The organism is Pseudovibrio sp. Ad13 (assembly GCF_001623225.1).
Lineage (GTDB): Bacteria > Pseudomonadota > Alphaproteobacteria > Rhizobiales > Stappiaceae > Pseudovibrio.
This window is the reverse complement of the sequence record NZ_LMCC01000009.1, coordinates 1-25,349: the sequence shown is the minus strand read 5'-3', so window position 1 is coordinate 25,349 and position 25,349 is coordinate 1. Positions and strand designations below refer to the sequence as shown.

Below are 25,349 nucleotides of genomic sequence, written 5' to 3'. Positions count from 1 at the left end.
TGCACCTTGGCCCGCTCATCGCGCGGTGTCTTTTTCTGGTGCCAGATGACCTCAAGTCATGCCCCACATTCCAATTGTTTCTTTGAAATGCTCTCCTCAGATTTGCTGAGGACGGCCTCTCAGATTTACTGAGGGCTCGCCTCAGAACTTCCGATGTGCAATGAGAATGTACTGCTGGCATGGTTCCAATCAGATGAGCCATCAGGCTGCTGGAACTGGAGGGATTGATGAGGGGTACTGAAGTCAAAACCATTTGCGTTGCAGGAGCCAGCGGGCTGGCCGGGTCTTATATGGTCAAAGAAGCCCTCGCGCGCGGCTACCGCGTCAACGGCACCATGCGCGACATTTCCCAGCTTGATAAAGTCAGCGGGTTGATGCGTTTGCCCGGCGCGGCAGAAAGGCTGCATCTGTTTTCAGCGGATACATCCAACTCTGAAAGGTTCGATGCGGCAATGACACGAGCGAAGGCTGTGTTCATCGCCTGTATTCCAACAACCAAACACGGCGTAGACGGAACGCCTGCTGCGGAGCTGGATCGCGAGCGCGGCTTGAAAGAGATCACCCACCCTGCTGAACAAGCCTGTCTGAACATCCTGAAAGCAGCAAATCGGCAAGGCGTTAAAACAGCAGTTCTCTGTTCCAGCACAGCCTCGGCAGAACCAGCCACCCCCTCCTTTGAAAAGCAGGAGGACAAGGACATTTCAGATGCCGAGATGCAAATTCAGCAGAAGAAGTATGCGCAGGCACAAAAGACCGTGATGGAAGCCGCGGCAGAAGAGTTCACCGAGCAGCAAGGCATGAAACTTTGCACCTTCTTGCCAAGCATGATGGTGGGTGCCCCTCTCCTGCCGTCGCATTTGAAAGGTCACGTCCTCAGCTTTCTTGCAAAACTGCGGCATGGCAAAACGGGTTGGCACAGCACGGTTCCAGCAGGGTCCATGTCCCTCACCTCTCCGCAGGATCTTGCAAGGATGTCATTGGCCGCTTTAGAGCAGTCAGAGGCCTCCGGACGCTACTTTGCTGTGAGCGGCAGTTGGACTTGGCGCCGGATTTATCAGGAGATTGCCGAATACGTGCCGCTAGAGGCACTCCCGGCCCCACTTGGCAAAGACCCGGAACCGCCAACGCGCTTCGACTTCAGCAAGCGCGACAGCCTTGGCGTTCCCATACGAGGCATTCAGGAGATGTTTGCAGAATTCTATGAGGCCTACGAGCAGGTCAGGCTCGTTCCTCAAGCCTGATACTCTGCTACTTCATCGGCACACGTGCTTTTTGCACGCTGTTACGCCACACAAACTTGGCGGGCAGCTTCACCGTTTCACTGGATGGCTGCTCTGTGGTGCACCATTCAAGGCACTTGTCGATGATCTGATCCGTTGGCTGCGCAAAGGTGGTCAGGTCATACCCTTCCCATTCTGCCTGCTGAATATTGTCAAACCCAATGACTGAAAGATCATCTGGTGTACGCAAGCCAAATCGCTGACGCGCAGCATCAATGACACCGCACGCAATCAGGTCTGTCGTACAGAAGATGCCATCCGGACGGTCTTCACGATCAAGCAGTGCCGTTCCCAGCTCCAGACCTGCCTGATAGGATGTGAAACCATCCACCTCACACAGAACATCAACCCCGGCTTCTTCAGCAGCGGCAAGGAAACCTTTCTGTCGTTCCACAATGCTCCAGGTCGCATTTGCAGAGTTTGCAAGGGCGATTCGCTTGCATCCTGCACGCAAAAGAGCCTTCAGCGCGGTCTTGCCTGCTGCCCTGTTATCCGGCCCGATCTGTAGAGAACCCGGGAAATCTTCCTCACGATTGATCAAAACCAGCTTCATGCCATTGCTAAAACATGTGTCGGCTAAGGAAGGATCGGGCGCACCGGACAAAATAATCGCGGCTTCTGTGCGAAAACTGATGGCCTGAAGCAGTGCATCCTTCACACGCTCCTCATATCCACTGGTGTTGATAAGCATTGTTACCTTACCAGCAGCCTGTAGCCTTTCAGAGAGTTCAGCGATCATCGCAGCGCGGTGCGGCGTATCAATCTCAGCAGCGACAAGCGCCACGATACCACTTTCAGAGCGGTTGAGACTGCTTGCGAGGCGGTTGACGCGGTACCCTAGTATTTCTGCGGATTTCAATACTTTAGCGCGCGTCGCGTCAGAAACACTGGCCCCCGGAGTAAAGGTTCTGGAGACAGAAACACGGGACACGCCAGCGTGGCGCGCTACGTCCTCAGCCCTGACCTGCTGCTTTCTTGAAGACACTTTTTCCGACATCAAATTTCGCTGATTATTGTACACGTTTGCATCTGCATATCAGGAAATATCCAGAAAATAAATTAGTCTTTCTTGGAATAAAGTTGACATTGCAAAAATTTAGCCGACTATATTATGTACACGTGTACACAACGTGTTTGGGAGGAGTAAACATGAAATCCATTAAGAAAGCTTTGTTGGGTGCAACCCTCATTGTGGGTGCTGGTGCAAGCGCGGCGTCTGCAGATGAACTCAATGTCATCTGCTCCGCTGACAACGCTCTGTGCGAAAAGCTCGCAGCAAAGTTTGAAGAAAAGTCGGGTGCTGACGTCAGCATGATCCGTCTTTCTTCAGGCGAAGCTTATGCAAAGATCCGTGCAGAAGCTCGCAACCCGCAGACGGACGTATGGTGGGGTGGAACCGGAGATCCGCATCTGCAGGCAGCAAACGATCAGCTCTCTGTCGCTTACAAATCGCCAATGCTGGAAGAACTTCTGCCATGGGCTGTTGCTCAGGCTGAAACTTCCGGCTACCGCACAGTAGGCGTGTACTCTGGCGCACTAGGCTGGGGCTACAACAAAGAGATCCTCGCGGAAAAGGGCATCGAAGGCCCTAAATGCTGGTCTGACCTGCTAAATCCTGCGTTGAAGGGCGAAATCTCTATTGCAGATCCAAACTCTTCAGGCACCGCATACACCGCACTTGCTACTCTCGTTCAGTTGATGGGTGAAGAAGAAGCCTTCGAATACCTGTTGGCTATGGGCAAGAACGTATCGCAGTACACCAAGTCCGGTTCCGCTCCTGTTAAAGCAGCGGCCCGCGGTGAAGCAGGTCTCGGTATCGTGTTTATGCACGATGCAGTGAAACAGGCTGAAGCAGGCTTCCCAATTGAGGTTGTCGCTCCATGTGAAGGCACCGGTTACGAAATCGGTTCAATGTCTCTCATTGACGGTGCGCCAAACCCAGACACTGCAAAAGTGTTCTACGATTGGGTGCTAACTCCAGAAGCACAGAACCTGATGGCGGAAACTGGTTCCTACCAGATTCCATCCAACAAGGGTTCTACCCAGCCAGAAGCTGCTCCTAAGCTCGAGAACGTACGTCTGATCGACTACGATTTTGCGGAATACGGAAGCAGTGACCGCCGCAGAAACCTGCTGGCACGCTGGGACATGGAAGTTGGCGCTGCTGCAAACTGATTGAGATCGGGGCGAGTTAACGCTCGCCCCGTTTCCCCAAAAAATCTGGTTTTTCCAAATGACAAATGAAAATCGTCGGCTGGACCTCGCACTTATATGCGGCGTCCTTGGGTTGTTTATATTGCCTTGGTTCCACATTCGCAGCGGCTTTTTTGGCGGCGAATGGGTCTTGGATCTACTGAGCAAAGAGCGTTATTGGCCGGGCTTTTTCCAGCTCTTCCTAGGAAAGCTGCAACTGCTCCCCGTGTTTGCTCTTGTTGGTGCTGCCGGATATCTGCGCCTGAAATCTGCGCCGGGCCACCGTGGCAAACTGATTGCCATCATCGGTGCTCTTGGCCTGTTCTGGATGGTGCTGGAAGGCCTTTCCATTGGCCTGCGTGGCTGGAACTGGAGCCTGCTGGAAGCAACATTTGGCCGTATCGATGGTCAGCCTGCGTTTGGCGCCGGTGCCGTGTTGCTCGCACTTACCTTCACCACCTTCATTTCATTTGGCCTGGCTGAAAAGGGCGCTCTCAAAGGCGACGCGATTGTCCTCACCGCCGTCTCGCTTTTGATCCTGCTTGTAGCGACCTTCGTATTCTACCCAATTCTGTCCATGTTCGCTGGCGCGTTTCAGGATTTCCGTGGCAACTTCACCACTGAAGGTGTCATGCGGAACATCACCGATCCGCAAATCTGGAAGCTGAACTGTCTGGTTGGCGGAAGTTGCGGCATTGCATGGCGCACCATGTTCCTCGCGATTGCAACAGCGGCAGGCTCCACCCTCCTGGGCCTTGCGTTTGCACTGATCGTAACCCGCACGCAGATGCCATTCCGCAAAAGTCTGCGCACCTTGAGCATCCTGCCAATCATCACGCCTCCCTTCGTGATTGGTCTTTCTCTGACCCTGATGCTGGGCCGTACAGGCTTTGTCACCGAGGCCATTGAAGCTGCAACAGGTCTTGAGCTGGGCCGCTGGATCTACGGTCTTCCGGGGATCTGGATTGCACAGATGCTCAGCTTCACACCAATCTCCTTCCTCGTGCTGGTTGGCGTTGTTGAAGGCATCAGCCCGTCGCTGGAAGAAGCAAGCCAGACCATGCGTTCTGGCCGCTGGAGAACCTTCCGCAAAGTGTCATTGCCTCTGATGGCACCGGGTCTGGCAAACGCCTTTCTGATCGGCTTCATCGAGTCCACGGCTGACTTCGGCAACCCGATGGTTCTGGGTGGTAACGGCGGCGTGCTCTCAACAGAGATCTTCTTCGCGGTTGTTGGTGCACAGAGTGATCCGTCCCGCGCAGCAGTTCTGGCGATGATCCTCCTCGGCTTCACACTCTCTGCCTTCTTTGCGCAGCGGATGTGGCTTGGTAAGCGGAACTTCGCGACTGTAACTGGTAAGGGTGATGGTGGCCGTTACTCAAAACTGCCACGGCGTATTGCAATCCCGGTCGGCACTATTGTTGCTCTCTGGAGCTTGTTCACCGTTGCTGTGTACGGCCTGATCCTGTTCGGTGGCTTCGTGAAAGTCTGGGGTCTGGACCACAGTGTCACGCTGGCGCACTACATCACCGCGTTCTCCATCTCGTTTGAAAACGGCTTTGCCTTTACCGGCGTTGCGTGGAACAGCTTCTGGACCACAATGTGGATCGCTCTAGCCGCAGCCCCATTGACTGCTGCAGTTGGCATCCTATCCGCATGGCTCATCGTTCGTCAGGACTTCCCGGGCAAATCCGCCTTTGAATTCGGCCTGATGATGAGCTTCGCAATTCCGGGCACCGTGATTGGTATCAGCTACATTCTGGCGTTCAACCTGCCACCATTGCAGATGACAGGTACCGCTCTGATCCTGATTTTCTGCTTCGTGTTCCGTAACATGCCAGTGGGTGTGCGCGGCGGCGTGGCGGCGATGTCTCAGCTGGACAAGAATCTGGATGAAGCTTCCCTGACACTGGGTGCAAACAGCGCGCGTACACTGAAAAAAGTGATCCTGCCGCTGCTGCGTCCAGCCATTCAGGCGGCACTGGTCTACAGCTTCGTGCGTGCGATCACATCCATCTCTGCGGTCATCTTCCTTGTGAGCGCAAAATACAACATGGCGACGGCCTATGTGGTCGGTCTGGTTGAGAACGGCGAATACGGCGTGGCGATTGCCTACAGCTCCGTTCTCATCTTCGTGATGGTCACCATCATTCTCATCTTCCAGCTGCTGGTTGGTGAAAGAAAACTCCGTCGTCCGGAAAACACTCAAAAATCTCCTGCTCAGGGTAAACTGAAGGAAGTCGCAGCATGACACATTCCAAATTTGGTCAGGTCCGCTTCGAAAATACCGGCAAAAACTACGGCGACTTTACTGCAATCCCGGATCTTAACCTCACGATCGAACCGGGCCAGCTGGTTACCCTTCTAGGGCCATCCGGGTGTGGCAAGACAACAACCCTGCGTATGATTGCAGGGTTGGAGACCCCAACATCTGGCCGCATCATGATTGGTGGCGATGACGTAACCCGTCTTCCACCGAACGAGCGTGACGTGTCCATGGTGTTCCAGTCCTACGCCCTGTTCCCGCACATGAGCGTGCTTGAGAACGTGAAATACGGCTTGGAATCCAGCGGCTTCAAAGACGCAGAAGACCTGGCTCTGAAAGGTCTCGACCTTGTGGGCCTGCGCGAAAAAGCACCGCGTCTTCCTTCCGAGCTGTCCGGTGGTCAGCAGCAGCGTGTGGCTGTTGCTCGTGCGTTGGTTCTGGAGCCGCAGGTTCTGCTACTTGACGAGCCGCTCTCCAACCTCGACGCCCGCCTGCGCCGTTTGGTGCGTACTGAAATCCGCGAAATTCAGCAGCGTCTTGATTTCACAGCCGTTTACGTAACCCACGATCAGGAAGAAGCGCTTGCAGTTTCCGACCGCATCGTTGTTATGCGTGATGGTCTTGTCGAGCAGGATGGCACGCCATACGAGCTTTACGAGAGCCCAGCTTCCGAGTTCATCGCGGACTTTATCGGCGAAGCGAACATCCTCGACTGTGACATTAGCAGCGTGAATGCGGACACCGCAAATGTGCTGGTGGGCGGCAAAGGCTTTGACCTGCGCAGCCGTAACCACAGCATTGGCAAGGGTAAACTGGCAGCGCGTGCCAACTCCATCCAGCTCAGCAGAGATGTGAATGGTGGACCGGCCGGCAAGATCAAAAGCGCAGCCTATCTTGGAGACCACTTCCAATACGAAGTGATGAGCGACCTTGGCTTGCTGTTCGTCATAGACAACCACACTGATGAACTGCTGGAAAACGGAACCTCTGTTGGCATCGACTTTGACGCTCGCGGTCTCGCACTGATCGGTGGTAAAAAATGACCACCGAAACAGTTCTGGACCAAGCTGCCGAGTTAGAGCAACGCTTCAACGCGGCCCAAAAGATGGCCGATGAAGCGGCAGCGCTCGCTCTTGAGCACTTCGCCAATCATGATGATTTGAACATCGACACAAAACGGCATCCGCAGGATGTCGTTTCTGAAGCCGACAAGGCTGTAGAGCAAAAAATCCGCAGCCTGATCGCCGAGCACTTCCCTGAGGATGCGTTGCTTGGTGAGGAATTTGGCTTTGTGGAAGGGACAACCGGTTACACTTGGGTCATTGACCCGATTGACGGAACTGCCCCGTTTCTCAATGGGTTACCAGGGTGGTGCGTGTGCATTGCCGTAACCGACAAAGACGGTGCTGCCATCGGTATCATTGATGTTCCGGTCCTCAAAGAACGCTTTGCTGCCCTGCGCGGTAAAGGCACCACACTCAACGGTTCCCCTGTTCGGGTGACCGAACGATTTAACCTGCAGACCGGCATGCTGGGCGTTGGCGCGAATGATCGCGTTGCTCCTGCGCAGGTCGGTAAAATGTTCGAAGACCTGATGTCCGCAGGCGTGAGCTACACTCGTTATGGCTCCGGTGCATTGATGTTGGCATGGGTCGCTGCGGGGCGCTTGGTTGGCTACGTTGAGCCGCGCATGTCTGCCTGGGACTGCATGGCTGCATACTGCCTTATCACTGAAGCTGGCGGGAAAATTCTCCCATTTCCGATGGCTGAGAACCCAAGTGCCCCGTATCCTGTTTTGGGCGCTGCTCCACAGGTGTTCGATGAGGTTTTGGACCTCACAAATCTAACCCAGTTTGCCTAGTCTCCCGAGTAGACAACGGGTTAGATCACACTTGCAGGCGCTGTTCACCCAGAGCAGCGCCTGTTTTTTATGCACTCAGATGAAGAGCAGCACACCACCACCTGCAATCAGGCCACCGCGGATAAGTAGTGAGAACGGTGCTATGACGCCATAGGAAATTGCAGAGAGCGCAAGCCCCACCTTCACCGTTGCCAGCAATGACCAGACTGGCGAACTCACAAGCGTGATCAGTGTCGGATTTGCTATCATTCCCAACGGGATAAGGTATAGCCCAATCCCCAGTGCCATTGCGAACAACGCGACCTTCAACCAGTTCTCATTGACCATGCCCGCAGCGATAAACACCGCTCCGCACACAGGGGGAGTAATGGTGGAGAGCAGCGCGAACCAGAACACGAACAGGTGTGCCTGAAGCGGTTCCAGGCCGATATCAATGAGCGCAGGACCAGCAACAGAAACGCAGATCACATAGGCTGCAGTTGTTGGCACTTCCATGCCCAGAACCATGCAAGCCAGAGCTGTCAGCAGCAAAGCTGGCCACAACATGCCGCCGGAGCCGGAGAGGATAAGTGAGGTGATCTTCACCCCAAGGCCTGTCACCCCAAGCGTGCCGATGATGATGGAGGCACAGAGGATAATCGACGCAATCATTGCCACCTGTTTGCCGGAGTTCATCAGCGCCTGCTCGTAGCGCCCGCCAATTTTCCGCAGGTCTACCTTGAAGTTCTTGTCGATCTGCAACAGCACAACCGCTGCCATAATCGCCAGACATGCCGCGTATTGAGGGGTATAACCCAGCACAAACATCGCCCAGAGCAGCACCGTAAACGGCACGAGGAAGAACAGCGATGTGATGATAACTGAACGTGTGTCCGGTTGATCCTCCGTTGCCAATCCTTTCAGCTCATAGCGCCGCGCGAAAGCGTTGATGCCCATCCAGACCGCGAAGAAGTACAGAAATGCAGGCAAAATCGCAGCAGCCATGATGCCGGTGTAGGGAACGCCGGTCAGTTCCACCATGACAAAAGCGCCCGCTCCCATCAGCGGCGGCATGATTTGTCCCCCTGAGGAGGCAACAGCTTCCACGGCAGCGGCAAGTGCACGCGGGTAGCCCAGTTTGGTCATGGCAGGCAGCGTAATCGCCCCGGTAGAGGCTACGTTGGCGGAAGCAGAACCAGAGATGGAACCGAACAAAGCCGATGAAATCACAGAGACTTTCGCCGTTCCGCCTTTCAGCTTACCTGCGGCGGCGGCAGCCACATTCATGAAACCAGCGCCTGCTTCACCGGCATTCAAAAATGCACCGAAAATGACGAAGATCGCGACAACACCAACAGATACTCCCGTGAGCTTGCCCCATAATCCCCCTTCAGCAATGGTCATGGTGCCGAGGAAACTTTCCAGCGGAACGCCTGCATAGCCGAACTCACCGGGGATATATTGCCCAAACATGCCATAGGCCAGCGCAATCAACGCCACCAATGGCAGCGGCCAGCCAATGGCCCGACGCGCCATTTCCAGCACTGTGATCAGCAGGCCAAATGCCAGATAAAACTGAAAATCATCAATAAGATAGCCGTATTGATCCGACAGGTCCGAGTGGTTCCATGCAATCCAACCAGCCGCGAAAACACCGAAGGCTGTGAGCACATAACCCGTCACCTTCTCAAGGGGATTACGTGCCATCAGGATGAGCGCCCAAGGCAATGCCAGTGCCATGTGCAACGGACGACTGACCAGATTGGGAACCAGACCGGAAAAGATCAGACCCAGATGAAACAGCACGGTGGCCAGACCGAGCACCAGCCAGACGGAACGGTGAATTCTATTCAACGAAATAACCCAGAATGAGTAAGGCCCGAAGAATATACTCCGGGCCTGAATTTTTGATAAGATGAATGCGCTTAGCGCTGCGCGTCGGTGATTGTGTACCCAACTTCATCATAAAACTTCAGCGCACCCGGATGGATTTTGCCGCTGATGTTGCCGAGCAGATCCTTGTCTACGCCGTTCCACCATGCTGCGCCCTTGCCCATTTTTTCCTTCTGGTCCCAGAAGCTTTTGGTCAGCGCATATGCGGTCGCATCATCCATCTGTGTTGTTGTGTAAGCCACAACAGGCAGAGAAGTTGTTGTGATGTCAGCGTCTTGACCAGCATAGGTTCCAGCCGGGATCACCAGTTTGGTGCGCTTGGTCTGAGCGATCTGGTCATCAGAAAGAGACAGAACATCAACACCTGTCCCAGCAGCAGCCTCAATCACGTTTGGCGCCGGGTAGGAACCTGCGGTCACAAAGCCATCAATCTGGCCGTTCTTCAGCGCAGGCACAGCGTTGGAAAGCTCTACATCCGCCAGCTCTACTTCACCTTCAAGGCCAAATAGTTTCAGGTACTTAGCACCTTCACGCGCACCAAAGGAACCTTTGCCGATGAGGATTTTCTTACCCTTCATGTCCGCAAAGCTCTCAATACCGCTGTCTTCACCAACAACAAAGTGCATGGTCAAAGACGGGATCGGGAACAGTGCACGGATTTCACCGAACTTGGGATTTGCCCGTTTTTCGAACATCGCCTTGCCACCTTTGGCGAGCTTCACCAGTACCGGCGGTGTGGTGAAAACGTAGTTGCCCGGGCGCACCGCAGTTTCCATCACGTTCTGAACAGAACCCTGACTTTCTTCAACGGTTACAATGATATCTCCACCTGAGGCTTCCTTCATTGCTTCCGCAATCTGTACTGCCATCTGGTAATAGGAGGATGAGGTTTTCGCTGATTTATAAGTGACGCGGGTTTCCGCCTGAGCGCTAAACGAAAACGCGACGAGTGCTGCAGCAGCCACGCATGAGTGTAATAGTTTCATGGATCATCCTCTGGAACAACAAATACTTAAAATTGCTGAGAGATTTTATCGAGTATGTGAGGTGTTTCAAGTAGGGGGATCAGCTTACCGCTGATCTGAGGCGGAAATTTTCTCATGAATGCATGACAGAACGAACAGCTTGCGCGATTTTGCGTTTTTTACGTGAAATCTGCGTTACTCGCGTTTTGCCTGCGTTGAAATGAGTGTTTGTACCGCAATCATATCAGAAGGCCGTTTTTGTCTAAAGTCTCCTGAAACTCTTCCTTCGGTAACAGCCGGAAATGATCCGCCGTCATCTCCGCCGTCAGAATTCGATCACACCGAAATGTGCGCGGCGCATTGCGCAGATGATCAAATGCGATCACGTACCAAACAGGATAATTCAACATAAGGTAGTGAGGCTCGATCCGCCGTTCGGAACTTGCACCGTCCTCTCGCTTATATCCGATTGTGAGCGTCACTTGATCAATGAAGGCCTGGTGCAGCGCCTGCACAACATCTTTGGGGGGCGCATTGATCGTCCGTTGCACATAAGTTGAGGCGGTGGATCCAATCAGGATACGAGACTTCAGGCGGTTTACCTTATGACGTTTTTCAGGTGAGAACGAAGCCACCAGTTGTCGGCGAACGGAACCGAGGCTCGCCAGAAACATGGGCGAGTCCATTTGCTCTGAGACCGCGATGCTGATCAGCAGATCGACCGCTTCCGGGTACGCCAGGTTCATCCGGCCAACACCCCAGTTGCGGTCCAGACGAACGCCGCCCCCACGACCGCGATCGGCATCAATCGGCAGGCCCTGCTCGCGCATCAGCTGAAGGTCCCGAGTGATCGTGCGTTCGCTGACATCATGCTGAAGGGCCAGATCTTTGACTGTGCAAAGCTCTTCCTGCTTCAGCTGAACAGCCAGCAATTCCATCCGTCTTAATCTGCCATTTGAATTTGTGCGCGCCATCGAAAAAATAGGACATTAAATGTCCTATTTGTCAATACAACCGAGGTGACCCGAGTTCAACACATGGAGATCACACGATGAAAATTGGCTATTTCACTGTCGGAACAAACAACAGAGAAGCCTCCGCCAAGTTCTATGACTCACTCTTCGAGCAAGGCGGACCGAAGCAAGTTGCGGCCAATGAAAGGCTGACCTATTGGCAAAATGAGAATTTTGCATTTGCGACTGCCTTGCCCATTGATGGGAAGCCTGCAACGCATGGAAATGGTGCAATGGTTGGCTTTGGCGTCGACACTGTCGAAGAGGTCAAAAGGCTCCACAAACTGGCCATCGACCTGGGCGGCACCAACGAAGGCGATCCAAACCAGCGAGGTCCTTACATTTCAGCTTATGTGAGAGATCTCGACCACAACAAACTCATCTTCTTCACAGAGGCAATGAGCTGAGCACCCAGCCCACATCTCAGACTGTCTTCACCCCCCAGAAGCGGTCATGAGCTGTGAGAATGCAGGTATTGCAACCTTTATACATAGGTCGCCTAATGCCTGCGGGAATGATGCTCATGTGCAGCGGTTTCGACGCGAGATCGCTGCACGTTTCAGCTTCAGTTGGGGGACAATATGAACACGCCAAACACCGATCTGCAAAACAAGATCAGTCAAATCAGAGAGCAACTGCAGCATCTGAAAACGACTGATACAAAGCCGAAAGCCGTCGCAGGGCCTAGCCTGAACCAAGCCTTGCAAGCCAGCGAGCGAATGCTGTTTGGCGAGCTCAACAAGCAGGGTGTTTTGAAGTCTTCGCCTCCACAAATCGATCTGGAAGGCGGAAACATTGAGTTCGGCCTGTCCCTCTTCTGGACCTTCAATCCACCCGAAGATTACGAGGATGTGTTTGCAGTCGTAAAAGAGTTTCTGGAGTGGGAAACAGGCGGACAGCTAAAGGCACCTCTGCTGGATGATTACAGCACCATCAAACAGCAAATCGACCTTGGCGGTATTGTCATGGCAGACGGCTCAATTTTGGGCTTCGGCAAATATGAGATGGCCGATGTTGGGTGGGCCGTCTGCCTCGTCTATGTGATTTACTGCAGCCTCTTCCCGAATAAAAAGGCGCCCTTCAACACCGCGCCAGCAGGCATCATCGATCTGGCGGCGGGGACCTCTCAAAACGAGGTGAGCATCGCGATCCTTGGAGATTGGGGGACTGGAGATTACACCAGCGATGGCGGCCCCGCCAAGGCCGTGATGGATGCGATCAGCAAGAGCGCTACGATTGATAATCCTGACTACATTATCCATCTCGGGGATGTTTATTACGCTGGCACGGAATCCAGTGAAGAGAACGATAACCTCCTCCAGATGTGGCCCGCAGACCGCTTTGCTGGTGGCAAAATGGCCGGGACGTCCTTCACACTAAACTCCAACCACGAAATGTATGATGGAGCGAACGGTTACTTTAAGATCGCTTTGACACCTGCAAACACGCCTTTCAACGAGCAGCAGAAAGCCAGTTTCTTCGCGCTGAAATTTGGCGACTGGATGATGCTGGGCCTCGACAGTGCCTACTACTCGTCCGCCTCAACACTCTTCATGGACGGCACCTTGGGCGGCAGTAAATCGAGTGTCCAAAAAGACTGGTTACAGCAAGTCGTTGGAGATAGAAAAGGCAAGGATGTCATTCTCCTGACCCATCATAATCCGATCAGCTTCGATGGCCTTTCAAGAGAACCACTGTGGGATGAAACTCTTGCAGATCTGGGCGGCACGCCAGACTATTGGTACTGGGGCCATGTTCATCTGGGTGTTGTCTACGGCGACCAGCTGCCTGCTGCGAAAGGTCCTGATGGACGGTTTGCGAAAGTAAGATGCTCTGGAAATGCCGCGATCCCGAATGGAGCTCCCTCCGGTCTGGATGGCAAACCAAACATAGATTATTACTCGCATACGCCATTGAAAAATAAGGAACCTCGGGTTCGCAACGGATTTGCTGTCATTACACTGTCTCTTGATGGGCAGATTAAAGAGCGCTTCTACGAAGTCTCTGATGGCTCGGAAGAACCCGTCGAGGTCTGGAAGTCATCACACCAGAAAACAACAGTATAGCTTTAGTCTCCATGCTCAGGCGAGAAAGCAGCCTGCCTGAGCATGGAGGCTCATTGGTTGAATGCTATCTCAACACGTGCTCCACTGCGCGCCCTGCCGCCAGCACCTGCTCATCATGGACCGCAGCACCACAGATGGAAATGCTGTGAGATGGCTTGCTCGGATCAACCGGCAGAGTGAGCGATGACATGTTCAGGAAGGCGGTGATCATGGTCAGCCGCAAAGCCTGAGCGTTCGCCTGCTGGAACGCCTCAATGCTTTCCTCAACCTCAGAAATGAGAGGTGGCAGGTCAGGAACAGTCGGCATCAGCAGCAAATCATCTTTCAGCTGCGCTTCCACCTCTGACTGAAGCACGGCTCGTTGCCGACGCAGGTAAGCAAGTTTCTTCGGCGTCATGGGCAGGGCATGTTCCAGACGGGCTTTGATCTGAGGATCGATCTTTGGGTCACCTAAATCGACGAACTGAGAGATCTGCTCCCGCGCTTCCACGCTGACCAGTGTTCCATGCTCGGCAAACAGCAGATGCGCCTTCAAAATTGGTCGCAGATCACGTCGGACGATATGGATACCAGCTGCAACAAGCGTATCAACGCAATGCTCAAACATCTCCATAATCTCAGCGGAAATGCCAAGGCCTTCCAGATCCGGAACAACAAGACGGAATGCTCGTTCCTCTACATCCTTGTTTTCAGGCAAGGTTTTGCCACTCATCACCGCATCAAGCGCGCAGATACCGTCAACCGTTCGTGCCATCGGCCCCAGCACATCAAGGCTCGCCCCAAGCGGCACAACACCTTCCATGGGATATCGCCCCATGGTCGCCCGATACCCGCAAATGCCCTGAAATGCTGCAGGAACCCGTGTAGAACCGGAGGTATCGCTGCCAATCGCCAGATCACAAATGCCGTTGGAGATCGCTGCTGCACTGCCAGAGGACGAGCCGCCCGGAATAAGCGCGGCATCCAACCCGTTGGATGCATTACCATAATGGGGGTTGAGCCCGATACCAGAAAACGCAAACTCGGTCATGTTGGCAGGCCCGATGGGAATGCCCCCTGCCTCAATCACCTGCTGCACCACCGCTGCATTCTCAGCTTCAATCTCGGTGGCATAAACAGCAGAGCCCGCCGTCGTTGCCCGCCCTTTCAGCGCAATATTCCCTTTGATCGCAACAATCTGCCCATCAATAGCACTCAGCTTCTGCCCTGCCACGCGCCGCGCATCCGCCGCTGCAACCAACTCCTCAACCTGCTCCCGATTGAGCCCAATAAAGATGCCCCGGAGTTCCTCCCCCCCAAGCCTCTCCCAAAGCCCCGCAAGATCACCCAGTTCCACCATCCCAGAGCTCCATAAATCCAATCACTCCGCCATATTAAAACCAGCAATTCCAAGGTGTCAAAGCTGGAATGTGGGAGAACCGATCACATATGACAAACACTGGTCCCAGCTCCTCAAACAGAAAAAAGGCCTCTCGCGATGAGAGGCCTTTTGTGGCTGGTCACCCATGATGCCAGGACGGTGGGACATCTGGGAGGGACGGTAGTCTCCCTTATGGATTTACAACCACATAAACTGTTGCACCGTTTTCGACGATGGCTTGATAATAGACGCCACCGCAGTTGTAGTAAGCGTTGTAAGGTGTGCAGCCTGCGATGTCTTGGCGACGGTTGACACGGCGGGATGTGCGACGGGCGGTCCGGCGAGCTGCATTGCGCTCTGCCGTCTGGGCATTTGCCTCACCGATTTTGAAGGAGATTGGTGAGATGGACTTGGTGCCAGGCTGCGAAGGTCTTGGGTTATAATCCACTGTGTAACCAACGGAGAGGGCAACTGCTGCGATTGTCAGGGCTTTGATAGACATTTTTCTTCTTCTTTTTATTGGTGGTCGTAAGGTTTTGCTTCGGCTTTCAGGGTTCTCGCCGCTGGTCCTTACTGCTCTGACCACTGGGTTGCTTTGAAGAGAACGAGGTGCTCAGATTGCCAGTTAGGCTGCTCTCTTCGGTGGTACTCCCGAGCGGAACCAGTCCGGATCCTTGAGTTCTTGATCGGTTTACTTTCCGTCTTCGGGAGAAACCTGTTTTCTTTGGGTTTTCTAATCTGATCGCTCTTAGTGAGCGGATCCTGCAAGGCCAATTCCGATTGCAAGGCCAAGCCATGCTTTTACTCGAAGGCCGACTGCTTTGATGACGCCGAGGGCTGAGATCACGTGGGCTGTTACACCGCCTGACATGTCGCCTTTCAGGTCTGTTGTATAGGTCTGCACAACACATCCACTGCCTGGGACCAGATACTTCTGGTGTTCCGGGTAGACCAGATCGAGGTGAGCAACGACCTGACCACGTTTGGCGCGTTCTCCTGGTTCCATCAGCTTGCCGGATGGTGCCATCTGGCCGGAGGAGATTGACTTTTGAATGCGAGAGATCCGTGCTGGTAGAACCGTGTGGAACATCGCAATGTTAAAGTTACTTTCACAGGCGATCTCAGCTGCCATGCCTTCGTAAAGTTCAGTGCGGGAAACCTGAGAGAAACCAGCAACCACACGAGAACCTTCCTTTTGGGTTCTGTCCGGGATGATCACCATGGCCGGAGCCATTGCTGCCTGTGCTGCTCGGGCTCCAACATGCAGGGTCACTTGCTCAACAACACCATCAACCAGACTGTAAACCCGTGTCTTTTTCAGTTCTATTTCAGCCTGCTCAAGTGTGGACTGGGCACTTGCCAGTTGTGATGGAAGAGTAGAGTGCGCTTGCACTTTTGCGGCTTCCAGTTTTGCTTTCGCTGCTTTCACATCTGCCACACTGGTATCTCGCTGCGAAATCGCACGTTCCAATCGGGCTCGCTGGAAAGCTGCAGAGTTTTTCATCTTAAGCTCTTCGTGGTCCGCCAACGTCATCTCAGCCTGATTCAGACCTGTTTTGGCTGCATCCAGCGCTGCATCTGCAGTTTCCACTTCCAGATGTGCGGTTTTGATAGCGCTTTTGATTTCGTCAATCTTGCGGTTTGCATGATCAACTTTGGCCTTTTCCATTGCACTTTCTGTACTGAACAGCGGGTCGCCAACTTTGACACGGTGGCCACCAGTGACGAAGACCTCCGTGACTGTTCCGCCGTTTTCGGCAACAACAGGAACCGTTTTGAAAGGCACGATGCCGGTGAACGACTTCGGGTAGTAATAGAACACCGCAAAGAAGACGGCGAGAGCCATAAACACCCATAAAACCAAGGCATAATGCACGTTGTAAAGCGTAATCGGCATGCCCTTCCAGCGCAGGTACCATACCCGCAGCACGAAAGGAAAAGAGGTGACAAGAAGCTCAATCATTTGTTTGCCTCCTGCATTTTAGGTGTCCACCACAGCATAAAATCGCGAGCGATCGCTGTGAGGATCAGGGAGGCCGGAAGCAAAATGCTGAAATGAGACAGGGCCGGCATAACTTCATAGGCAAGGGCTACAGTCAGCATCACTGGCACTGTTGTGCGAAGCGGTGTTCCCTTTGCCTTGTGTTCCGCATAGCGGTCAAAGCGGGAATAAAGATGCACAATCAAAAGAAAGGCCAGAAAGAAAACAACAATACTGACAATGGAGTAACTGTCAGATTCTCCTGGTGGAACCCACCAGCGTGGTTCACCACCTGCCGCTGAGGCTTCGGTGGTTAATGCGCCAACTACCATGACGCTTGAAAGGATGATCGACTTCACGGTGAATGTCCTTTGCTTTGATTAGAAAGCTACCGTCCTAGGCAGCACCGTTTGTTGATGTTCGTAAATTAACGTATGAGCAAAGGACGTTCTTTAGAGTTCTGGCCATCGATTTTTGATTTCTGGACATTTGAGAGGCTAATCGACGCAAAAGAATGTTGAGGCGCCCCTCTCAGACAGATTGGAAGTCAGCATGACACGCATAAGCGCCTACCGATTGCGCCATGCAGCGCAAGTATATGGGCGGGAGCCAAACGCGGCTCTCGGCTTTGACAAGATCCTGGAGGCTGTCGGTGTTTCAGTGGAAGAGCTGAGCAACGCAACAGCCAGAATAGATCTGCAACGAGAAGCCGCCGCGCTGGAAACAGCCTGCGAGGCTTTGGAGGACCCAACCTTCGCGGCTCGCGCTGGCCTCGCATCACCGGGAGCGAAGACACTACTGGCGTATTTGGCTCAGGCAAGTGACAACATCGGACAGGTGTTTCGCTTCGCGCAAAAATACTACGCATTGGAAGACCCGGATCTTCGCTTTGATCTGGATGGCAGTGAAGCTGAGCCCACCATTTGCCTGAGCAGTGACATTCTCAGCGCGCATCAATTCCCAAGACATCGCGAGTTTCTGGTATTTGGCTTACTCAAGCGCACAGAGCAAATTGCAGGTGATGGCTTTGGAAAAATGTCCGTCATGTTGGAATGTGAGGACACAGAGCACTGCACGCGTCTTTCTGAGCTGGCAGACTGCGAGGTTACAGGCGTTCAATCAATCAACGGCGTGAGGTTGCCCACTGGTGGGTTCGAGTTTCAGATCGCGACTTCCGACACAGCTTTGCGAGAGCATTTGCTGAAACATGGAGAGGAACGACTGAGCCAGTTGCCGCAAAACCGAACCGGCTTGTCTGCCAAAGTCATCAAACTGGTGCGCTCCCGCTTACCCGGCAGCCTGCCGAGCGGCGATGAGGTTGCCAAAGAACTCTGCATGACCCGCCGGACCCTGACGCGTAAACTCTCCGAGGAAGGAACAAACTTTAAGTCTCTGGTGGAGTCTGCCCGTTGCGATCTGGCAAAACGCTTGCTGGTGGGAACAGACAGCATCGCACAGGTCGCCTTCCTGCTCGACTTCGCCGACCAAGCCGCCTTCTCCGTCGCCTTCAAGCGCTGGACCGGCGCCACCCCCGCAGTATTCCGCAAGGCGAAGACGTAGAGAACATGAGCCTTTGCAAAACCTCCCCTACTTCGCCAGCAGGTCGGAGGTGCTTAGGAGGTCCATGAAGGTGCGGACGTTGAGGGAGAGTTGTTTGCTGCTGGGGTAGATGGCGTAAAGGCCTTGTGTTGGGGTGGTGTAGCCTGTCAGGATGTGTGTCAGCGCTCCGGTTTGCAGAGCCTCCTCGGCTGCTCTTTCCGGGAGCAAGGCAACGCCAATTCCCAAAGCGGCAGCGCTGGATGCCATGGAGATGCTTTGGGCAGCCAGCCTTGGTTTATGCCGTGCGAAAAACTCTGTGCCTTTGCCGTTCACCATGCGCCATGTGGTCTGACCCAATGTGGCTCCGTGAACAATGGAAGGAAACTCTGCCAGATCCTCCAGCTTTTTCGGCTCTCCTAAAACCTCCAGAAGCTTTGGACTGGCGCAGAGAATGCGGTGGGTGGAGGAAAGCTTGCGGGCTATCAACGATGAATCCTGCAACTCGCCGAAGCGCAGCGCCAGATCAATCCGCTCCTCAATCAGGTCTACATATTCATCGCTCAGCAACAACTCCACTCTGGTTTTGGGATAGCGGGCAAGATACGTCGCCACCACATCACCAAAGGCTCCCTCCCCAAATGCAGCCGGGGCCGCGATGCGCAAGATGCCTGAGGGCGTTGCCGTGCTTTCATCCACCAGCTGGGTTGCTGCGGAAAGCTCATCCACACCGCGCTTGCACCGCTCATAAAAGGATCGCCCGATATCCGTGAGCGTGACTTTGCGCGTTGTCCGGTGAAACAGACGCACGCCAAGGTCTTCTTCCAGAATGCTGATCTTGCGACTGATGCTGCCTTTGGGGATGCCAATGACCTCTGCCCCACCGGAAAATGTACCCGCATCCGCGACAGCTACAAAGGCTGCGATTGCATTCAGATCAGCCATATCTGCCTCATCACATTAACTCACATAGGAAACAGTAAAACGCATTTAGTGCAGATTGTGCAACAATAAATTCCCGCCTAATTTTCCCCTACAGCAAGTTCATCACACAAGAACAACTCCAACCACGAGGAACACCAGATGTTCTCAGCATTGAAGCCAGTGATCGCAGCCGTAGGGATTGCACTCTTTTCAACCAGTTTGCCGGCCCTTGCCGACGCACCAAAGATCAAGACCGTCAACGGTGTCGCATCTTACCCGGAAGGGTATCAGGGCACTCCGGTTCGGGCAGCAGATGAAGATCCATTTCTGTCCCCATCAAACTCTGCACTCATCCTCATCGACTACCAACCGCCAATTCTGGCAGGGGTAAAGAACATTGATCATGAAACGCTGATCAACAACACAACCGGCCTCATCAAAACCGCCGTCATCTACGATATCCCGATCATCTTCAGCCACGTTGCCGTGGGGTTGAACGGGTATGACCCGATGATTGAAGAACTGCAGAAGCTTGCTCCGAATGCCGTTTTTATTGACCGCACGAGCGTCAACGCCTGGGAAGAGCCAGAATTTGTTGAAGCGGTGAAAGCAACCGGACGCAAGAAGCTCATCATGGGCGGCCTCTGGACGGATGTCTGCCTCGCCTATCCGGCAATTGAAGCGGAAGCAGCTGGCTATGATGTGTATGTGCCCGAAGACGCCGTCGGTTCCATCACCCAGCTCAGCCACGAAAACGGCATGCGACGCATGATTGAAGCCGGCGTCGAGCCAATCACCTGGAACGTTGTTCCTGCTGAACTGCAGCGCGACCATGCCCGCACCGACAAGCTGCAAGCTGTCACCCACGTCTTCATGGAGCACCTGTTCAAAGTGGATCCTGACCAGACCTGGTGACCGGCAGTATTGGGGAGCAGCAGCTCCCCTTCCAACCCAATCAAACCCATAGTTAAAGCGAGAGATCCCATGAAACTTTATTCAGCCCCTGGCACTTGCGCCACCGCCATGCACATCGCTCTTGAATGGATCGGCAAGCCCTATGAAGTCGAGCACATCGATTTCCCGACCATGAAGTCTGAAGAGTATCTCAAACTAAACCCGTCTGGTGTTGTGCCAACACTGGTGGATGGTGACCTTGCTCTGCCAGAAGGTATGGCAATCCTCCTGCATCTGGTGGATCAGAACCCGCAAGCGAACATTGGACCAGCCGCAGGCACAGCAGACAGAGTGCATCTGCACCGTTGGCTTGCCTACCTTTCCGGCACGCTGCACCCGTATTTCTGGCCAGTGTTCATGCCAATGCGCTTCACCACAGATGCAAATGGCTATGACGACGTGAAAGCCGCTGCAAAGCAGCTGGTCGACAAAGCTCTGACGCAGATTGACCAGCATCTTGAAGGCCGGGACTGGATGGTTGGCGAGACAAAATCCGTTGCAGATGCCTTCCTCTACGCCATGGCAAGCTGGGCCTATGGGTTTGAAAAGCCAACATCTGAGTACAAGAACATCGACGCTCTGGTGCGCAAACTGGCCGCTGATCCCGCTGTTCAACAAGTTCACGCAGCACAAGGGACATCCCCAAAAGTGCCTGTTGCTGCTTGATGGCCCCCCAATAACGACAAATGGGCCGAAGCGCCCCCGGGTGGTGACAGTTTCTCCACCCGGGGGCGTCTGATCCGACCTTGCATGCCATCCCAAGCCAGTGAGTGAACCCATGAACACGCAGTCCAACCCCATGATGGAAGTACCCGTCAACACAATGCTTTTGCGCATGGCAGCCCCCATCAGCCTTGGCATGCTTTCCACCTTCCTGTTCCAGATCGTCGACAGCTATTTTGTCGGCAAGCTGGGGTCCAATGAACTGGCGGCTCTGGCGTTCTCTTCCAGTGCCTTCTTTCTGTTTGCCGCAGTGTTCATGGGGTTTTCAGTTGGCGTTTCCTCTGTCATCGCCAGGGCGGTGGGTTCCGGTGAACGCCAGAAGGCCAAAATGCTGACCATGGTGTCTCTGGCGCTAGTGGTCCTTGTCGCCGTCTCTCTCAGCTTGGCCGGGCGCGCGTTTGTTGGCCCGACATTTTCCGCACTTGGTGCTTCAAAGGACATCCTTCCTTTGCTTGATGCCTACATGGGCACGCTCTATCTGGGCCTCCCACTGCTGATGCTTGGCATTGTTGGCAGCGGCGCAGCGCGGGCTGTTGGCATCACCAAGCAAACGGAAGTGGTTTTTGGCATTGCCGGTGTGATCAATCTGGTCTTTGACTATCTGCTCATCTTTGGCATTGGCCCATTTCCTGAGCTGGGTCTGGCAGGGGCGGCCTGGGCTACAGCGCTGTCCTTTGGCTTCATCTTTCTGGGTGTGATGTTCATCCTCACCCGGCAAAACCTAATTGGCTTGAGCAAACTTGACGGCGCTCTGGCTGGCCTTGCGGAAATTCTGAAGTTCTCTCTTTCAACAATCTCCATGCAGATGCTCGTGCCAACCACCGGCATTTTCACAACCTTCCTACTGGCTGATTATGGGTCGCAGGCTGTTGCCGCCTTTGGGATTGTTGGGCGAATTGAATCCCTCGCCCTGATCGGTATCTTCGCCGTTTCCATGGCCGTTACACCGTTTATTGCGCAGAACTTTGGGGCGAAGGAACATGAACGTATCGACCAGGCGGTCATCTTTGCAGGCAAAGCCTCGTTTTATCTCGGCATCCTCCTGTTCGCCGTCCTCGCTCTGCTTGGCCCTTCCATCGCAACCATTTTCTCTGATGATCCAGCAGTCATCAATTTCGTGAGCATCTACTTCAAGATCGTTGCAGTCTCCTACGCATTTCAGGGTCTTGTTGCAGTCACCGTCGCCATCTTCAACGGCCTGCAGATGCCGCGCATTGCACTGAAGATTATGCTGGTGCGCACCTTCGTGCTGGTCTTCCCGTTGCTCTTCATAGGTTCAAAGTTCGGGCTCTGGTGGATCCTCGCAGGTCTTGCAGCCGGCAACATCCTCGCCGCCACCTACGCCGCATACCTGATGCGCCAGTCCGAACGAAAATGGAACCGCCCCACCGCAAAGGCAAAACCGTGGTTGGAGTTTAGGCAGGATTTGAGGAAGCTAATTTCAATTGCAAAGAGCTAAAAACAAAAAAGGCCTCTCGCGATGAGAGGCCTTTTGGTTTTTGTCTCAGATAACCGAGTAACGCTTAGAGCGTGTTGCGCTCATTTGCATTCACGCCTCACGCTCTAATTTCTTTACTTTCAGCGAATTCTTGTCGTTTGATTGAATTCAATCAAACGGAACGCGCTCTAGTCGTAGAGGACTGCTGCGATTTCTGGGTCGTCTATGTTGGAGGCGTCGTAGTAGTAGAAGCCGGTGTCGATGTTGGATGGGACGTCTTTGCCCTGTGAGGCCATGACGGCGGCTTTGACGGTTTCATAACCGATGCCGACCGGGTTCTGGGTGATCGCACCTGCCATCAGGCCGCTGCGGACAGCATCTTTCTGGGCACGGCCAGAATCGTATCCGATGATCACAACATCTTTGCTGCCCATTTCACGTACGCCGTTGGCAACACCGATTGCGGAGCCTTCGTTGGTGCCGAAGACGCCTTTGATGTCTGGGTTAGCTGTCAGGATCGCTTTGGTCAGCTCGGTGGACTTGAGCTGGTCGCCGCCGCCATACTGAACGGTGACAACTTCAATCTCCGGATAGTTTTTCATCTGGTTGAGGAAGCCATCGCGGCGATCAATGCCGGTGCGGCTGGTCTGGTCGTGCGCAACCACGGCCACTTTACCGCTTTTGCCGATCAGCTCTGCCATTTTGTCAGCTGCAAGGCTTGCCGCTGCCACGTTGTCAGTTGCGGCCAGCGCCACAGGGATTTCGCTTTCCACGCCGCTGTCGAATGCGATGATCGGAATGCCAGCTGACTGCGCCTGACGCAGCAGTGGAATAGCAGCCTGGCTGTCCAGAGCGGCAAAGCCGATGGCTGCCGGGTTCTTGGCCAGTGCTGCGGCCAGCATGTCGATCTGGCGATCAACCATGGCTTCACTGTCCGGGCCCTCAAAAGTGATTTCAACGTTCAGCTCAGCGGCTGCGTTATCCGCACCTGCCTTTACAGCTTGCCAGAACTGGTGCTGGAAGCCCTTGGAGATCAGCGGGATGTAAACCTTATCCGCTGCAAATGAAAGCGAGCTGGTTGCAAGCAATGTTGCTGAGGCCAAGGCCCCAATCAAAGTACGACGTGTAAACATAATATTTCCTCCCAATGAAATAATTTAGAGCGTGTTCCGCTGGATTGGATTCAATCAAACGATAAGAATTCGCTCCACTAAAGATGCTGGGACAAAAGCGCCCCAACCGCTTTTAAGCATGAGCTTTTTTCTTGCGGGCCATATCCGCATAGACGGCCAGAATGATGATCGCGCCGGTCACCACGGTCTGCCATTCCTGAGCAACGGAAAGCACACGCAGACCGTTGGTCAGCACGGCCATGATCAGTGCTCCGATCAGCGTTCCCATGATGGTGCCGCGACCACCGGCCAGAGACGTTCCGCCAATCACCACAGCAGCGATTGCTTCCAGCTCATAGCCAAGACCAAGGGCTGGCTGAGCGGAATTGAGGCGGGACGCGATGAGAATTCCCGCAATGCCGCAGATCCCACCTGCAAGCGCGTAAATTCCCATTTTCCAGGCATCCGTGTTGACGCCGGACAGGCGCACGGATTCCTCGTTGGACCCAAGTGCGAAGGTGTAGCGGCCCAAAACAGTTCTTCCCAGAACATAGGCAGCTGCAATCGCAACGAGGAACAGGATCAACACACCATTCGGGATTTGAAAGCCCGGAAAGACAGCCCCGATCACGGAGCCACGGGAAATGAGATCAAACCCCGGCGTGTCGTTGAAGTAGATTGGGCGTGTGCCGGAGATGACGAGGGACAGGCCCTTCAAAATCAGCATCATGCCAAGCGTTGCGATGAAGGGTGGTACCTTCATTTTGGCAACGAATGTGCCGGAACACAGACCGCAGAGCGCACCAGCGCCAATGGCAGCGACAACACCAAGCGGCAGGGGCAGACCCCAATATGTGAGCACCACACCGGCGATCACGGCGCAGAAGGTCATCATGGTGCCGATGGAAAGATCAATACCGCCGGTGATGATGATAAGCGTTGCTGCAATGGCCAGAACGCCGTTGACCGATGTCGCCTGCAAAATGGCGATCATGTTGGACATCTGCATGAAGTTTGGCGAAGCCAGACCAAAGCCGATGAGCAGCACAATCAAGCTGGCAAAGGCGAGCAGCTTCTGGTGCGCGCCGGAGCTCACAAAACGACCGATAAGGTTCTTTTGCGGGGTTAAGGTGGTGTCTGTCATTGTACTTCACTCACAATTTGCGCAGCTGGGTCGCGTTGTGTTGCGAGGCGCATAATGTCTTCTTGCGATGTTGAACTGCCACCCGGCAAAATGCCTGTCAGGCGGCCTTCGCACATCACCGCGATGCGATGGCTGAGGCGCATAACCTCTGGCAGCTCGGAGGAGATGACGATGATCGCGCAGCCCTGCTCTGCCAGTGAGTTCAACAGCTTATAAATTTCGGATTTTGCCCCCACATCAATGCCGCGTGTGGGCTCATCAAAAATGAGGATGTCGCAGTCGCGTAACAGCCACTTGGCAATGACCACCTTTTGCTGGTTGCCGCCAGACAGGAACTGAAGCTCCTGCTTGTCAGAAGGTGTTCTGATTTCCAGCTGCTTGATGTACTTAGCCGCGACCTCTGCCATGCCAGCTTCATTCAGCACGCCAAGGCGATTGCAGAACTGGTCCAAACTGGCCATAGCCACATTGGCGCGTACATCCATGCCTGTTGCCAGACCGAAGTGCTTGCGGTCCTCTGACAAATAACCAATGCCAACCTGCACGGCGTCCGACGGGCTGTTGATTTTGCATTTGTGGCCATCAACCCAGACTTCACCTGAATCCAGCGGATCAGCGCCAAAGATTGCACGGGCCACTTCTGTGCGCCCTGCCCCCATCC

Annotated in this window: 23 protein-coding genes; 11 read left to right on the top strand and 12 right to left on the bottom strand. The window is 54.1% G+C overall.

Features of this window, described 5'->3' with window-relative positions:
* Positions 1-227: 227 nt before the first annotated feature.
* Positions 228-1,241 (top strand): NAD-dependent epimerase/dehydratase family protein, encoded by a 1,014-nt coding sequence (locus PsAD13_RS11500; RefSeq protein ID WP_208986554.1) that lies wholly within the window; start codon positions 228-230, stop codon positions 1,239-1,241.
* Positions 1,242-1,248: 7 nt separating this feature from the next.
* On the opposite strand, the gene PsAD13_RS11495 is transcribed toward PsAD13_RS11500, so the two are convergent.
* Complete coding sequence (locus tag PsAD13_RS11495; protein WP_063288016.1) at positions 1,249-2,277, bottom strand: LacI family DNA-binding transcriptional regulator; 1,029 nt, start codon at positions 2,275-2,277, stop codon at positions 1,249-1,251.
* Between the two features lie 152 nt (positions 2,278-2,429).
* On the opposite strand from PsAD13_RS11495, the gene PsAD13_RS11490 reads away from it, so the two are divergent.
* From PsAD13_RS11490 to PsAD13_RS11475, 4 genes are read left to right on the top strand one after another with little or no spacing between them, the layout of a single operon-like run.
* A complete protein-coding gene (locus tag PsAD13_RS11490; protein ID WP_063306853.1) occupies positions 2,430-3,455 on the top strand; it encodes an ABC transporter substrate-binding protein in 1,026 nt (341 codons plus the stop codon).
* Positions 3,456-3,513: 58 nt separating this feature from the next.
* Positions 3,514-5,724 (top strand): iron ABC transporter permease, encoded by a 2,211-nt coding sequence (locus PsAD13_RS11485; RefSeq protein ID WP_193777043.1) that lies wholly within the window; start codon positions 3,514-3,516, stop codon positions 5,722-5,724.
* On the top strand, positions 5,721-6,782 hold the full coding sequence (locus PsAD13_RS11480; protein WP_063318258.1) for an ABC transporter ATP-binding protein: 1,062 nt from the start codon (positions 5,721-5,723) through the stop codon (positions 6,780-6,782). The genes PsAD13_RS11485 and PsAD13_RS11480 overlap by 4 nt, the downstream gene beginning before the upstream one ends.
* Positions 6,779-7,600 (top strand): inositol monophosphatase, encoded by an 822-nt coding sequence (locus PsAD13_RS11475; protein ID WP_063318257.1) that lies wholly within the window; start codon positions 6,779-6,781, stop codon positions 7,598-7,600. Before PsAD13_RS11480 ends, PsAD13_RS11475 begins: the two co-directional genes overlap by 4 nt.
* A 75-nt stretch (positions 7,601-7,675) precedes the next feature.
* Here the strand turns inward: PsAD13_RS11475 and PsAD13_RS11470 are convergent, their stop codons facing one another.
* The 3 genes from PsAD13_RS11470 to PsAD13_RS11460 all read right to left on the bottom strand — a co-directional run bounded on the left by PsAD13_RS11470 (position 7,676) and on the right by PsAD13_RS11460 (position 11,375).
* Entirely contained in the window at positions 7,676-9,433 is a 1,758-nt protein-coding gene (locus tag PsAD13_RS11470; protein WP_063318256.1) for a TRAP transporter fused permease subunit, read from the bottom strand.
* 71 nt (positions 9,434-9,504) lie between these two features.
* Positions 9,505-10,458 carry a TAXI family TRAP transporter solute-binding subunit gene (locus PsAD13_RS11465; protein WP_063318255.1) on the bottom strand — a complete coding sequence of 318 codons (954 nt, stop codon included), beginning with the start codon at positions 10,456-10,458 and terminating at the stop codon, positions 9,505-9,507.
* 218 nt (positions 10,459-10,676) lie between these two features.
* A complete protein-coding gene (locus PsAD13_RS11460; RefSeq protein WP_063318254.1) occupies positions 10,677-11,375 on the bottom strand; it encodes a WYL domain-containing protein in 699 nt (232 codons plus the stop codon).
* 113 nt (positions 11,376-11,488) lie between these two features.
* Between PsAD13_RS11460 and PsAD13_RS11455 the strand changes: the two genes are divergently transcribed.
* On the top strand, positions 11,489-11,857 hold the full coding sequence (locus tag PsAD13_RS11455) for a VOC family protein (RefSeq protein WP_063288009.1): 369 nt from the start codon (positions 11,489-11,491) through the stop codon (positions 11,855-11,857).
* Positions 11,858-12,031: 174 nt separating this feature from the next.
* Positions 12,032-13,516 (top strand): metallophosphoesterase, encoded by a 1,485-nt coding sequence (locus PsAD13_RS11450; protein ID WP_063318253.1) that lies wholly within the window; start codon positions 12,032-12,034, stop codon positions 13,514-13,516.
* A 64-nt stretch (positions 13,517-13,580) separates the two neighbouring features.
* Here PsAD13_RS11450 and PsAD13_RS11445 read toward each other — a convergent pair whose 3' ends face one another.
* From PsAD13_RS11445 to PsAD13_RS11430, 4 genes are all read right to left on the bottom strand, one after another.
* Entirely contained in the window at positions 13,581-14,855 is a 1,275-nt protein-coding gene (locus PsAD13_RS11445; protein ID WP_208986552.1) for an amidase family protein, read from the bottom strand.
* A gap of 211 nt (positions 14,856-15,066) precedes the next feature.
* The gene (locus PsAD13_RS11440; protein ID WP_063306847.1) at positions 15,067-15,378 is read right to left on the bottom strand and encodes a hypothetical protein; all 312 of its coding nucleotides are present in this window, start codon (positions 15,376-15,378) and stop codon (positions 15,067-15,069) included.
* A 246-nt stretch (positions 15,379-15,624) separates the two neighbouring features.
* Positions 15,625-16,839 (bottom strand): hypothetical protein, encoded by a 1,215-nt coding sequence (locus PsAD13_RS11435; protein ID WP_063318252.1) that lies wholly within the window; start codon positions 16,837-16,839, stop codon positions 15,625-15,627.
* Positions 16,836-17,216 (bottom strand): hypothetical protein, encoded by a 381-nt coding sequence (locus PsAD13_RS11430; protein WP_152986716.1) that lies wholly within the window; start codon positions 17,214-17,216, stop codon positions 16,836-16,838. Before PsAD13_RS11430 ends, PsAD13_RS11435 begins: the two co-directional genes overlap by 4 nt.
* A 193-nt stretch (positions 17,217-17,409) precedes the next feature.
* On the opposite strand from PsAD13_RS11430, the gene PsAD13_RS11425 reads away from it, so the two are divergent.
* Complete coding sequence (locus tag PsAD13_RS11425) at positions 17,410-18,417, top strand: helix-turn-helix domain-containing protein (protein ID WP_208986550.1); 1,008 nt, start codon at positions 17,410-17,412, stop codon at positions 18,415-18,417.
* Between the two features lie 27 nt (positions 18,418-18,444).
* Here the strand turns inward: PsAD13_RS11425 and PsAD13_RS11420 are convergent, their stop codons facing one another.
* Positions 18,445-19,338, bottom strand: coding sequence for a LysR family transcriptional regulator (locus tag PsAD13_RS11420; RefSeq protein ID WP_063318251.1), 894 nt, complete (start codon positions 19,336-19,338; stop codon positions 18,445-18,447).
* Positions 19,339-19,476: 138 nt separating this feature from the next.
* Between PsAD13_RS11420 and PsAD13_RS11415 the strand changes: the two genes are divergently transcribed.
* The 3 genes from PsAD13_RS11415 to PsAD13_RS11405 all read left to right on the top strand — a co-directional run bounded on the left by PsAD13_RS11415 (position 19,477) and on the right by PsAD13_RS11405 (position 22,453).
* Positions 19,477-20,232 carry a hydrolase gene (locus PsAD13_RS11415; RefSeq protein ID WP_063318250.1) on the top strand — a complete coding sequence of 252 codons (756 nt, stop codon included), beginning with the start codon at positions 19,477-19,479 and terminating at the stop codon, positions 20,230-20,232.
* Between the two features lie 69 nt (positions 20,233-20,301).
* Positions 20,302-20,937, top strand: coding sequence for a glutathione S-transferase N-terminal domain-containing protein (locus PsAD13_RS11410; RefSeq protein WP_063318249.1), 636 nt, complete (start codon positions 20,302-20,304; stop codon positions 20,935-20,937).
* Positions 20,938-21,049: 112 nt separating this feature from the next.
* Complete coding sequence (locus PsAD13_RS11405; protein ID WP_063318248.1) at positions 21,050-22,453, top strand: MATE family efflux transporter; 1,404 nt, start codon at positions 21,050-21,052, stop codon at positions 22,451-22,453.
* A 167-nt stretch (positions 22,454-22,620) separates the two neighbouring features.
* Here PsAD13_RS11405 and PsAD13_RS11400 read toward each other — a convergent pair whose 3' ends face one another.
* The 3 genes from PsAD13_RS11400 to PsAD13_RS11390 all read right to left on the bottom strand — a co-directional run.
* A complete protein-coding gene (locus tag PsAD13_RS11400) occupies positions 22,621-23,565 on the bottom strand; it encodes an ABC transporter substrate-binding protein (protein ID WP_063318247.1) in 945 nt (314 codons plus the stop codon).
* Between the two features lie 112 nt (positions 23,566-23,677).
* Positions 23,678-24,688: an ABC transporter permease gene (locus PsAD13_RS11395; RefSeq protein ID WP_063318246.1), complete on the bottom strand. Its 1,011-nt coding sequence runs from the start codon at positions 24,686-24,688 to the stop codon at positions 23,678-23,680.
* Positions 24,685-25,349 (bottom strand): ATP-binding cassette domain-containing protein (locus PsAD13_RS11390; RefSeq protein WP_153040881.1); only part of this gene is annotated, 665 nt, incomplete at its 5' end. The genes PsAD13_RS11395 and PsAD13_RS11390, both read right to left, overlap by 4 nt.